Annotated in this window: 7 protein-coding genes, 6 tRNA genes and 3 rRNA genes; 15 read left to right on the top strand and 1 reads right to left on the bottom strand. The window is 52.0% G+C overall.

Features of this window, described 5'->3' with window-relative positions; all coding sequences use genetic code 11:
- Entirely contained in the window at positions 1-1,419 is a 1,419-nt protein-coding gene (locus tag AB4N82_RS12955) for a peptidoglycan DD-metalloendopeptidase family protein (RefSeq protein WP_095185031.1), read from the bottom strand.
- 208 nt (positions 1,420-1,627) lie between these two features.
- Here AB4N82_RS12955 and tyrS point away from each other — a divergent pair, with 208 nt between their 5' ends.
- From tyrS to nusG, 15 genes are all read left to right on the top strand, one after another.
- Entirely contained in the window at positions 1,628-2,827 is a 1,200-nt protein-coding gene (tyrS, locus tag AB4N82_RS12960) for a tyrosine--tRNA ligase (RefSeq protein WP_122763563.1), read from the top strand.
- Positions 2,828-3,324: 497 nt separating this feature from the next.
- A 16S ribosomal RNA gene (locus AB4N82_RS12965) occupies positions 3,325-4,861 on the top strand.
- A gap of 83 nt (positions 4,862-4,944) precedes the next feature.
- Positions 4,945-5,021: transfer RNA gene (locus tag AB4N82_RS12970), tRNA-Ile, on the top strand.
- A 30-nt stretch (positions 5,022-5,051) separates the two neighbouring features.
- Positions 5,052-5,127, top strand: a tRNA-Ala gene (locus AB4N82_RS12975).
- Positions 5,128-5,374: 247 nt separating this feature from the next.
- Positions 5,375-8,266: ribosomal RNA gene (locus AB4N82_RS12980) — 23S ribosomal RNA — on the top strand.
- 169 nt (positions 8,267-8,435) lie between these two features.
- Positions 8,436-8,551 (top strand): 5S ribosomal RNA (gene rrf, locus AB4N82_RS12985).
- Together the 16S, 23S and 5S rRNA genes with 2 tRNA genes alongside form the textbook arrangement of a ribosomal RNA operon.
- A gap of 167 nt (positions 8,552-8,718) precedes the next feature.
- Positions 8,719-9,678, top strand: a complete 960-nt coding sequence (gene birA, locus AB4N82_RS12990; protein WP_122765259.1) for a bifunctional biotin--[acetyl-CoA-carboxylase] ligase/biotin operon repressor BirA — start codon at positions 8,719-8,721, stop codon at positions 9,676-9,678.
- Entirely contained in the window at positions 9,668-10,417 is a 750-nt protein-coding gene (locus AB4N82_RS12995; RefSeq protein ID WP_122765260.1) for a pantothenate kinase, read from the top strand. The genes birA and AB4N82_RS12995 overlap by 11 nt, the downstream gene beginning before the upstream one ends.
- Before the next feature lie 7 nt (positions 10,418-10,424).
- Positions 10,425-10,871 carry a hypothetical protein gene (locus AB4N82_RS13000; RefSeq protein ID WP_122765261.1) on the top strand — a complete coding sequence of 149 codons (447 nt, stop codon included), beginning with the start codon at positions 10,425-10,427 and terminating at the stop codon, positions 10,869-10,871.
- A gap of 142 nt (positions 10,872-11,013) precedes the next feature.
- Positions 11,014-11,098 (top strand) — tRNA-Tyr (locus AB4N82_RS13005).
- Positions 11,099-11,122: 24 nt separating this feature from the next.
- A tRNA-Gly gene (locus AB4N82_RS13010) sits at positions 11,123-11,196 on the top strand.
- A gap of 25 nt (positions 11,197-11,221) precedes the next feature.
- Positions 11,222-11,297 (top strand) — tRNA-Thr (locus AB4N82_RS13015).
- 161 nt (positions 11,298-11,458) lie between these two features.
- Positions 11,459-11,534, top strand: a tRNA-Trp gene (locus AB4N82_RS13020).
- A 45-nt stretch (positions 11,535-11,579) separates the two neighbouring features.
- The gene (secE, locus tag AB4N82_RS13025) at positions 11,580-11,948 is read left to right on the top strand and encodes a preprotein translocase subunit SecE (RefSeq protein ID WP_032884531.1); all 369 of its coding nucleotides are present in this window, start codon (positions 11,580-11,582) and stop codon (positions 11,946-11,948) included.
- Positions 11,949-11,957: 9 nt separating this feature from the next.
- Complete coding sequence (gene nusG / locus AB4N82_RS13030; protein WP_003176436.1) at positions 11,958-12,491, top strand: transcription termination/antitermination protein NusG; 534 nt, start codon at positions 11,958-11,960, stop codon at positions 12,489-12,491.
- The last annotated feature ends 53 nt before the right edge of the window (positions 12,492-12,544 follow it).

Here is a 12,544-nt window from a genome sequence, read left to right on the forward strand (position 1 = left end):
TTAACGCTTCGCCGAAGCCAGCAGGGTGGAACGCTCTTGGTCCATACGTGCCATCAGGGGCTGGCTTTGTTGCATGAAGCGCGCGCGCTCTGCTTTGGCGATTGGGTCGGCCATCGGCAGTTTCTGGCCCAGTGGATCAACGTGTACGCCATTGACCTGGAACTCGTAGTGCAAATGCGGTCCGGTGGAGAGGCCGGTAGTGCCGATATAGCCGATCACCTGACCTTGCTTCACATTACCGCCCGTCTTCACGCCCTTTGCGAAGCCTTGCATGTGGCCATACAAGGTTCGGTAGGTGTTGCCGTGCTGAATGATCACCGTGTTGCCGTAACCGCCGCGACGGCCGGCCAGCAGGACCTTGCCGTCTCCCGCTGCCTTGATAGGCGTACCACGAGGAGCTGCGTAGTCGACGCCCTTGTGTGCGCGGATTTTGTTCAGGATTGGATGCTTGCGCCCCATGGAGAAACGCGAGCTGATGCGAGCGAAGTCCACTGGGGTGCGGATGAACGCTTTGCGCATGCTATTGCCATCAGCCGTGTAGTAGCTGCTATTGCCTTGCTTGTTGGTGTAGCGCACAGCGGTGTAGGTCTTACCGCGGTTGGTGAAGCGTGCAGAGAGAATATTGCCAGTGCCGACCACTTTACCGTTGGCGACCTTCTGCTCGTAGATCACGTCGAATTCGTCACCTTGGCGGATGTCTTGGGCGAAGTCGATGTCGTAGCCAAATACGCTGGCCATGTCCATGGTCATGCTATGCGACAACCCCGCGCGCGCAGCGGATTGCGACAGCGAGCTGTTGATCACGCCGTGAACGTAGGCGGAGCGCATCACTGGTTTGGTGGTGATGCGATTGAACGCGAAACCTTTAGCGCCCTTAGTCAGGGAGATGCTTTCGAGGTCGCTGACGTTGCTGTGCAGGTTGTTCAATTGGCCGTCAGGCGTCAATTCGAACTCAAGCTTCTGGCCGTGTTTCAGTTGGGTGAACTGCTTGGCTTGTTTGTCGCTGGCCAGCACGTCGTTAACGGTGGCGGCAGGAAGGCCAACCTTCTCGAAAAGGGTCGAAAGCGTATCGCCTTTTGCGACGATCACTTCGCGGTGCTGAGGATTCTTAGCTGCGTCTGCGACTGGCTTTTGCAGTTCCTTTGCCGCTTGCTGGGTATCTTCGGGCGTGTTTTCTATCTGGGCAAACGGCGATTCAGATGGGGCATTTGTGGCTTGTTGAGCGTCGGAAGCGTCTTGATCTTGTGTCAGTTGTTCAACTGGACTCTCCAAGTCGAGGCTCAGGGATGTTCGTTTGGCTTCTACGTCACTGGAAGGGAATACCAGGAGTGCCAGGCTAAGAAGGGCGGCGATACCACTTGCGGCGAGCAGGTGGGTCTTCGGGTAAAGCGGCGGCGCTTTAGACGGTTCAGTGGTCATAGGTAATTTGACTTTGAAGATGAAATGGAAAAGATGAATGACATGATGAAGATGAAATAACTGTATAAAATATAACCAAATCATCTGTGGCGCAAGCTCGCGAATGCTGGGCTTGCTGAACGGTGTCCGTGCGCAGGGCAAAACTTGTAATTAGTCCCTGATCTTGTATGGTTGGTTCCCTTTTGAATCTGAGCCTTGCGGGTCTGTTATGAAGTCGGTTGAAGAGCAGCTAGCGCTGATAAAACGTGGTGCGGAAGAACTGTTGGTTGAGGCCGAGCTGATCGAAAAGCTCAAGCGTGGCCAACCCCTGCGTATTAAGGCTGGTTTCGATCCGACAGCGCCGGACCTGCACCTGGGTCACACCGTGCTTATTAATAAGCTACGTCAGTTCCAGGAGCTGGGGCATCAGGTCATCTTCCTTATAGGTGACTTCACTGGGATGATCGGCGACCCGAGTGGCAAAAGCGCTACGCGCCCGCCGCTAACCCGCGAGCAGGTTCTCGACAACGCCGAGACCTACAAGACCCAAGTATTCAAGATTCTTGATCCGGCTAAGACCGAGGTGGCGTTCAACTCCACCTGGATGGATCAGATGGGGCCGGCCGACTTTATTCGTCTGACATCTCAGTACACCGTTGCGCGAATGCTTGAGCGCGACGACTTCGATAAGCGCTACTCCACCAATCAGCCGATCGCTATTCATGAGTTCCTCTATCCGCTAGTCCAGGGTTATGACTCGGTGGCGCTGCGTGCCGATGTGGAGCTGGGTGGTACCGACCAGAAGTTCAACCTGTTGATGGGGCGTGAGCTTCAGCGTGCGTATGGGCAAGAGGCTCAGTGCATTGTGACCATGCCATTGCTAGAAGGGTTGGATGGCGTCAAGAAGATGTCCAAGTCTCTGGGTAACTATGTAGGTATCCAAGAGGCGCCAGGCGTGATGTACGGCAAGCTGGTTTCCATTCCTGATGCGCTGATGTGGCGTTACTTTGAGCTGTTGAGCTTCCGCTCGATGGACGAGATCAATGCGTTGCGCGCTGACGTCGAGGCTGGAGCCAACCCGCGTGATGTGAAAATCAAGCTGGCAGAAGAGATTGTTGCTCGGTTCCATGGTGAAGAGGCAGCGGCCAGTGCTCACCGCGCGGCGGGCAACCGCATGAAAGATGGCGAGTTGCCGGATGATCTGCCTGAGGTTGAGCTGACTGCTGCTGAGGCGATGCCGATTGCGGCCGTTCTTAATAAGGCGGGCTTGGTGAAAAACTCCGCCGTGGCTCGTGACCTTCTGGGTTCGGGTGGTGTGCGTATAGATGGCGAGGTGGTAGATCGCACCTTTATATATGAGCTCGGAGCGACCCACATTTGTCAGGCGGGGAAGAAGGCCTTTGCACGCATTACGCTCAAATCTGAATAAGGCTGAAATTAAGTGTTGACGGCGAATTATATCTGTCTATAATTCGCCCCACTTCCGGCGCAGTCGAAACGGAAAACTCCTTGGTAAACAATGAGTTACGCAGTTTTCGGCAGTAGGTTGCTTCAGTTCATCGAAGCCAAAAGGAAGTTGAAAAAGAGGTGTTGACAGCAGTGTGTAAAGCTGTAGAATTCGCCATCCCGCTGATGAGAGATCAGAAGCGCAAGTGGTTGAAGTTGTTGAAGAAATCTTCGAAAGCTTCTGAAAATAATCACTTGACAGCAAATGAGGCTGCTGTAGAATGCGCGCCTCGGTTGAGACGAAAGATCTTAACCAACCGCTCTTTAACAACTGAATCAAGCAATTCGTGTGGGTGCTTGTGGAGTCAGACTGATAGTCAACAAGATTATCAGCATCACAAGTTACTCCGCGAGAAATCAAAGATGTAACCAACGATTGCTGAGCCAAGTTTAGGGTTTCTTAAAAACCCAAAGATGTTTGAACTGAAGAGTTTGATCATGGCTCAGATTGAACGCTGGCGGCAGGCCTAACACATGCAAGTCGAGCGGTAGAGAGAAGCTTGCTTCTCTTGAGAGCGGCGGACGGGTGAGTAATGCCTAGGAATCTGCCTGGTAGTGGGGGATAACGTTCGGAAACGGACGCTAATACCGCATACGTCCTACGGGAGAAAGCAGGGGACCTTCGGGCCTTGCGCTATCAGATGAGCCTAGGTCGGATTAGCTAGTTGGTGAGGTAATGGCTCACCAAGGCGACGATCCGTAACTGGTCTGAGAGGATGATCAGTCACACTGGAACTGAGACACGGTCCAGACTCCTACGGGAGGCAGCAGTGGGGAATATTGGACAATGGGCGAAAGCCTGATCCAGCCATGCCGCGTGTGTGAAGAAGGTCTTCGGATTGTAAAGCACTTTAAGTTGGGAGGAAGGGCAGTTACCTAATACGTGATTGTTTTGACGTTACCGACAGAATAAGCACCGGCTAACTCTGTGCCAGCAGCCGCGGTAATACAGAGGGTGCAAGCGTTAATCGGAATTACTGGGCGTAAAGCGCGCGTAGGTGGTTTGTTAAGTTGGATGTGAAATCCCCGGGCTCAACCTGGGAACTGCATTCAAAACTGACTGACTAGAGTATGGTAGAGGGTGGTGGAATTTCCTGTGTAGCGGTGAAATGCGTAGATATAGGAAGGAACACCAGTGGCGAAGGCGACCACCTGGACTGATACTGACACTGAGGTGCGAAAGCGTGGGGAGCAAACAGGATTAGATACCCTGGTAGTCCACGCCGTAAACGATGTCAACTAGCCGTTGGGAGCCTTGAGCTCTTAGTGGCGCAGCTAACGCATTAAGTTGACCGCCTGGGGAGTACGGCCGCAAGGTTAAAACTCAAATGAATTGACGGGGGCCCGCACAAGCGGTGGAGCATGTGGTTTAATTCGAAGCAACGCGAAGAACCTTACCAGGCCTTGACATCCAATGAACTTTCTAGAGATAGATTGGTGCCTTCGGGAACATTGAGACAGGTGCTGCATGGCTGTCGTCAGCTCGTGTCGTGAGATGTTGGGTTAAGTCCCGTAACGAGCGCAACCCTTGTCCTTAGTTACCAGCACGTAATGGTGGGCACTCTAAGGAGACTGCCGGTGACAAACCGGAGGAAGGTGGGGATGACGTCAAGTCATCATGGCCCTTACGGCCTGGGCTACACACGTGCTACAATGGTCGGTACAGAGGGTTGCCAAGCCGCGAGGTGGAGCTAATCCCATAAAACCGATCGTAGTCCGGATCGCAGTCTGCAACTCGACTGCGTGAAGTCGGAATCGCTAGTAATCGCGAATCAGAATGTCGCGGTGAATACGTTCCCGGGCCTTGTACACACCGCCCGTCACACCATGGGAGTGGGTTGCACCAGAAGTAGCTAGTCTAACCTTCGGGAGGACGGTTACCACGGTGTGATTCATGACTGGGGTGAAGTCGTAACAAGGTAGCCGTAGGGGAACCTGCGGCTGGATCACCTCCTTAATCGACGACATCAGCTGCTCCATAAGTTCCCACACGAATTGCTTGATTCATTGAAGAAGACGATAAAGAAGCAGCCCGAAATTGGGTCTGTAGCTCAGTTGGTTAGAGCGCACCCCTGATAAGGGTGAGGTCGGCAGTTCGAATCTGCCCAGACCCACCAATTTTGTGTGGGAAACGCCTGTAGAAATACGGGGCCATAGCTCAGCTGGGAGAGCGCCTGCCTTGCACGCAGGAGGTCAACGGTTCGATCCCGTTTGGCTCCACCACTACTGCTTCTGTTTGTTGAAAGCTTAGAAATGAGCATTCCATTGTGATGATGGTGAATGTTGATTTCTAGTCTTTGATTAGATCGTTCTTTAAAAATTTGGGTATGTGATAGAAAGATAGACTGAACGTTACTTTCACTGGTAACGGATCAGGCTAAGGTAAAATTTGTGAGTGGCTCGAAAGAGTCAAATCGAATTTTCGGCGAATGTTGTCTTCACAGTATAACCAGATTGCTTGGGGTTATATGGTCAAGTGAAGAAGCGCATACGGTGGATGCCTTGGCAGTCAGAGGCGATGAAAGACGTGGTAGCCTGCGAAAAGCTTCGGGGAGTCGGCAAACAGACTTTGATCCGGAGATGTCTGAATGGGGGAACCCAGCCATCATAAGATGGTTATCTTACGCTGAATACATAGGCGTAAGAGGCGAACCAGGGGAACTGAAACATCTAAGTACCCTGAGGAAAAGAAATCAACCGAGATTCCCTTAGTAGTGGCGAGCGAACGGGGACTAGCCCTTAAGTGGCTTTGAGATTAGCGGAACGCTCTGGAAAGTGCGGCCATAGTGGGTGATAGCCCTGTACGCGAAAATCTCTTAGTCATGAAATCGAGTAGGACGGAGCACGAGAAACTTTGTCTGAATATGGGGGGACCATCCTCCAAGGCTAAATACTACTGACTGACCGATAGTGAACTAGTACCGTGAGGGAAAGGCGAAAAGAACCCCGGAGAGGGGAGTGAAATAGATCCTGAAACCGTATGCGTACAAGCAGTGGGAGCCCACTTTGTTGGGTGACTGCGTACCTTTTGTATAATGGGTCAGCGACTTATTTTCAGTGGCGAGCTTAACCGAATAGGGGAGGCGTAGCGAAAGCGAGTCTTAATAGGGCGTCTAGTCGCTGGGAATAGACCCGAAACCGGGCGATCTATCCATGGGCAGGTTGAAGGTTGGGTAACACTAACTGGAGGACCGAACCGACTACCGTTGAAAAGTTAGCGGATGACCTGTGGATCGGAGTGAAAGGCTAATCAAGCTCGGAGATAGCTGGTTCTCCTCGAAAGCTATTTAGGTAGCGCCTCATGTATCACTGTAGGGGGTAGAGCACTGTTTCGGCTAGGGGGTCATCCCGACTTACCAAACCGATGCAAACTCCGAATACCTACAAGTGCCGAGCATGGGAGACACACGGCGGGTGCTAACGTCCGTCGTGAAAAGGGAAACAACCCAGACCGTCAGCTAAGGTCCCAAAGTTATGGTTAAGTGGGAAACGATGTGGGAAGGCTTAGACAGCTAGGAGGTTGGCTTAGAAGCAGCCACCCTTTAAAGAAAGCGTAATAGCTCACTAGTCGAGTCGGCCTGCGCGGAAGATGTAACGGGGCTCAAACCATACACCGAAGCTACGGGTATCACGTAAGTGATGCGGTAGAGGAGCGTTCTGTAAGCCTGTGAAGGTGAGTTGAGAAGCTTGCTGGAGGTATCAGAAGTGCGAATGCTGACATGAGTAACGACAATGGGTGTGAAAAACACCCACGCCGAAAGACCAAGGTTTCCTGCGCAACGTTAATCGACGCAGGGTTAGTCGGTCCCTAAGGCGAGGCTGAAAAGCGTAGTCGATGGAAAACAGGTTAATATTCCTGTACTTCTGGTTATTGCGATGGAGGGACGGAGAAGGCTAGGCCAGCTTGGCGTTGGTTGTCCAAGTTTAAGGTGGTAGGCTGAGATCTTAGGTAAATCCGGGATCTTAAGGCCGAGAGCTGATGACGAGTTAACTTTTAGTTAACGAAGTGGTTGATGCCATGCTTCCAAGAAAAGCTTCTAAGCTTCAGGTAACCAGGAACCGTACCCCAAACCGACACAGGTGGTTGGGTAGAGAATACCAAGGCGCTTGAGAGAACTCGGGTGAAGGAACTAGGCAAAATGGCACCGTAACTTCGGGAGAAGGTGCGCCGGTGAGGGTGAAGGACTTGCTCCGTAAGCTCATGCCGGTCGAAGATACCAGGCCGCTGCGACTGTTTATTAAAAACACAGCACTCTGCAAACACGAAAGTGGACGTATAGGGTGTGACGCCTGCCCGGTGCCGGAAGGTTAATTGATGGGGTTAGCTAACGCGAAGCTCTTGATCGAAGCCCCGGTAAACGGCGGCCGTAACTATAACGGTCCTAAGGTAGCGAAATTCCTTGTCGGGTAAGTTCCGACCTGCACGAATGGCGTAACGATGGCGGCGCTGTCTCCACCCGAGACTCAGTGAAATTGAAATCGCTGTGAAGATGCAGTGTATCCGCGGCTAGACGGAAAGACCCCGTGAACCTTTACTATAGCTTTGCACTGGACTTTGAATTTGCTTGTGTAGGATAGGTGGGAGGCTTTGAAGCGTGGACGCCAGTCTGCGTGGAGCCAACCTTGAAATACCACCCTGGCAACTTTGAGGTTCTAACTCAGGTCCGTTATCCGGATCGAGGACAGTGTATGGTGGGTAGTTTGACTGGGGCGGTCTCCTCCTAAAGAGTAACGGAGGAGTACGAAGGTGCGCTCAGACCGGTCGGAAATCGGTCGTAGAGTATAAAGGCAAAAGCGCGCTTGACTGCGAGACAGACACGTCGAGCAGGTACGAAAGTAGGTCTTAGTGATCCGGTGGTTCTGTATGGAAGGGCCATCGCTCAACGGATAAAAGGTACTCCGGGGATAACAGGCTGATACCGCCCAAGAGTTCATATCGACGGCGGTGTTTGGCACCTCGATGTCGGCTCATCACATCCTGGGGCTGAAGCCGGTCCCAAGGGTATGGCTGTTCGCCATTTAAAGTGGTACGCGAGCTGGGTTTAGAACGTCGTGAGACAGTTCGGTCCCTATCTGCCGTGGACGTTTGAGATTTGAGAGGGGCTGCTCCTAGTACGAGAGGACCGGAGTGGACGAACCTCTGGTGTTCCGGTTGTCACGCCAGTGGCATTGCCGGGTAGCTATGTTCGGAATAGATAACCGCTGAAAGCATCTAAGCGGGAAACTAGCCTCAAGATGAGATCTCACTGGAACCTTGAGTTCCCTGAAGGGCCGTCGAAGACTACGACGTTGATAGGTTGGGTGTGTAAGCGCTGTGAGGCGTTGAGCTAACCAATACTAATTGCCCGTGAGGCTTGACCATATAACACCCAAGCAATTTGCTTGCTTCGAGCTGAAAAGCGAAAGAGCACCAGATTGCGGTGTGTGAAGACGAAATGAACCGAAAGTTCGACTCTTGCAAACACCGAAAGCTATCACATACCCAATTTGCTGAAGCGAGGCCAACTGGCCACGACTCAGTCCCCGAATTTCTTGACGACCATAGAGCATTGGAACCACCTGATCCCATCCCGAACTCAGTAGTGAAACGATGCATCGCCGATGGTAGTGTGGGGTTTCCCCATGTGAGAGTAGGTCATCGTCAAGATTAAATTCCGAAACCCCATTTGCGAAAGCAGATGGGGTTTTGTTTTGGGCGATCGGAAAGTGCCGGCAGGTTTTCTCATGGACGCCTTCAGGGCTAAACGCCTGCCTTTCTATGCAATGGTCTTTCGCATGGCTATCATGCGTTCCTCATTGTGAGGCGATACTTGCATGCTGACGTTGTTAGAACTTCTGAAAGATGGCCGATTTCATTCCGGGGAAGCACTTGGCGCCGCCCTGGGCGTCAGTCGCAGTGCTGTCTGGAAGCAACTCCAGCACCTTGAGGCCGAATTGAATCTGCCTGTTCATAAGGTTCGTGGAAAGGGGTATCAATTAGCATCCCCATTGGTTTTCTTGAGTGCTGCGGAAATTGAGCAGTATGCCCCTGATTTAGCATGGCCTATCCATATCTACGATTCCATTGACTCAACAAATGCCGAAGCTTTGCGTCTTGCTGGGGTTGAGTGCGCGACGCCCTTTCTGGTGCTTGCGGAGCAGCAAACGGCGGGAAGAGGCAGGCGTGGTCGAAAGTGGGTCAGTCCATTTGCCCAGAATGTCTATTACAGCCTTGTATTGCGTATTGAGGATGGTCTTCGGCAGTTGGAAGGCTTAAGTCTTGTGGTTGGATTGGCGGTCATGCAAGCCCTGCGTGAGTCTGGAGTTCAGACTGCGACTTTAAAATGGCCAAACGACGTTCTCGTAGGGCAAAAGAAAATTGCCGGGATTTTGCTGGAGCTCGTAGGGGATCCTGCTGATATCTGTCACGTTGTCCTTGGAATAGGCATCAACGTCAATATGCAGAAGGCTGACGAGGTTGATCAGCAATGGACATCAGTGCAGTTAGAGACGGGTTTTCCTGTTGATCGAAACGCCCTGATTGCCCGGCTGGGTTTGCAGTTGCAAGGCTACTTGGGTCGACACCGGGTGCTAGGTTTTGCCGAGCTTCAGAATGAGTGGGAGAAAAATCACGCTTGGCAGGGGAGGGCTGTGTCGCTTATAGCCGGTGTCAACCAGGTCGATGGAGTGGTGCTGGGTGTTGATCGTCAAGGTGCTTTGCGTTTGAGTGTTGATGGTGTTGAGAAAATATACAGTGGTGGTGAGCTAAGCCTGAGGTTGCGTGATGATTCTTGAGCTCGACTGTGGGAATAGCTTTATCAAATGGCGTGTGCTTGATTCGAGCGGGGTGAACGCCTCGGCTGAAGGTGTTGCAGGTTCGGATGCTGCCTTGATTGATAGCCTGCTGGCGCTGCCTGAGTTGTTGCTGACGCGTTGCAGGTTGGTGAGCGTCCGTGCGCAGGAAGAGACGGAAAAACTGGTTGAAGCGCTTGTGGAGACATTTGGTGTTGCTGTTACCAGTGCTGCTTCAGCTCGTGAAGTGGCTGGGGTACGTAACGGCTACGAAGATTTTGAGCGCCTTGGTCTGGATCGCTGGTTGGCAATGCTCGGTGGATTTAAATTGGCCTCGGGTGCCTGCTTGGTGCTCGATTTTGGCACTGCGGCGACTGCAGATTTTATAGCTGAGGATGGCGAGCACCTGGGAGGCTATATTTGTCCGGGCATGTCTCTCATGAGGAATCAGCTGCGTACACATACACGAAAGATAAGGTATGGCGATGCCGCTGCTGAAAGGGCTTTGGAGTGCCTCTCACCAGGTCGTACAACAGTCGAGGCAGTAGAGCGAGGCTGTGCGTTGATGCTTCGAGGATTTGTTCTGACCCAGGTAGAGCTCGCGCGCAGCTACTGGGGCGATGACTTCAGTATATTCCTGACTGGCGGAGATGCTGATTTGGTATTGGGCTCTGTGCCGCAGGCTCGACTCGTTCCTGATTTGGTTTTCGTTGGTCTGGCGATGGCGTGCCCGTTATCTTGAGGTGTTTATGCGTTGGCTGTTTTTGCTTTTACTGATCCTCAACGCCTTTTACTACATATGGCACCAGCAAGAGGCCCCGCTGCGCGCTAAAGACGTTACTCCTCTGAGTCTCTATCGAGGTGCTCAGCAGGATATTCGTCTGCTGAGTGAATCTTCGGATGCAGTGATCCGCAGGGAGCGGGCAAACGTATCTGATTCGCAAAATACCTGTTTGTACATTGGTGGATTTACAGACCAGCGCCAAGCGCAATCTGTCGAGCAGCGTCTCACTAGCTTGGATATAAAGGTCAAGGTTCAACTGCTGAGTACGTCAGATGCTCAAGGTTACTGGCTCCGGGTGGCCCCGGAAAGCCGGCGCCTGGCTGAAGATCTGCCCTTTGAAAACCTTGTTAAGGAATTCAATGAGTTAAAACATAAAATAATGCTGTGCGAAGGCATTGCAACTGTCGAATAGTTTGCATAGAATGGCGCCCGCTTCGCAGTGAAGACCTTTAGGGGGATTTAATGAGCTGCGGCGTCAATGCAGCTAACCTCATAATTTAAATGAGAAAATGCTTGACAGAAGGTCGGCGTAATGTAAAATGCCGGCTCGCTTAGGAGGGGTTCCCGAGCGGCCAAAGGGATCAGACTGTAAATCTGACGTCTACGACTTCGAAGGTTCGAATCCTTCCCCCTCCACCATTTTTGGCGTGAGCTGCAAGCTCCGCGGGTATAGTTTAGTGGTAGAACCTCAGCCTTCCAAGCTGATGATGCGGGTTCGATTCCCGCTACCCGCTCCAAGTTTGCAGGTTGTGCATGTGTTTTGCTCTTGTAGCTCAGTTGGTAGAGCACACCCTTGGTAAGGGTGAGGTCAGCGGTTCAAATCCGCTCAAGAGCTCCATATAACAAGGCAGATATGAAAATATCTGCCTTTGTTTTAACAGCTGCCTCGGCTTGAGTGTTTTGTATCTGGTGGTTTTGCCAGGTTGTCTCAAGTCTGTTGGGGTTGGTTGTTGTAAAGTCTTTTTCAGGCCTGCATAATGGTCGGCCTGATTTTGTTTTAGGTCAGTAGCTCAATTGGCAGAGCGACGGTCTCCAAAACCGTAGGTTGGGGGTTCGATTCCCTCCTGACCTGCCAGATTCACGTGGTGTGTCTGGCTTTCTTTTCACAGGATCTTCATAGATGACTCCTAAGGCTGAAGCTCAAAGCTCTCGTTTCGATCTCGTCAAGTGGCTAGTTGTTGTGGCGTTGGTGGTCGTAGGCGTAGTTGGCAATCAGTACTATTCTGCTTCGCCGATCCTGTACCGTGTGCTCGCTTTGCTTGTTATTGCTGCTGTGGCTGCCTTTGTGGGCTTGCAGACTGCTAAAGGCAAGTCTTTTGCGGTACTGGTAAAGGAAGCTCGCACCGAAATCCGTAAAGTCGTTTGGCCGACTCGCCAAGAAACCACGCAGACCACGTTGATTGTTGTGGCTGTTGTTCTGGTTATGGCGTTGCTGTTGTGGGGGCTTGATTCCCTGCTCGGTTGGCTTGTTTCCTTGATTGTTGGCTAAGGGTGTCCCGTGGCTAAGCGTTGGTACGTTGTTCATGCTTACTCGGGTTACGAGAAGCATGTTATGCGCTCTTTGCTAGAGCGCGTGAAGCTGGCAGGCATGGAAGATGGCTTCGGCGAAATTCTGGTTCCCACTGAAGAAGTGGTTGAAATGCGGAATGGTCAGAAGCGTAAAAGTGAGCGTAAGTTCTTCCCTGGCTATGTTTTGGTTCAGATGGACATGAATGAAGGTACTTGGCATTTGGTCAAGGATACGCCTCGTGTCATGGGTTTCATTGGCGGTACCGCTGATAAGCCTGCTCCGATCACTGATAAAGAGGCAGAAGCAATTCTGCGTCGCGTTGCTGATGGTAGTGACAAGCCTAAGCCGAAGACTTTGTTCGAGCCGGGTGAGGTTGTTCGTGTTACAGATGGTCCGTTTGCTGATTTTAACGGCACTGTCGAAGAGGTTAACTACGAGAAGAGCCGGATCCAAGTGGCAGTGCTCATTTTCGGTCGCTCTACTCCTGTAGAGTTGGAGTTCAGCCAGGTCGAGAAGGTCTAGCTGGCTAAGCATCCCAACCCCGCAGCCTTAGGCTGTGGGGTTTTGTCGTCACT

Source organism: Pseudomonas sp. H1_D04, from assembly GCF_054683855.1.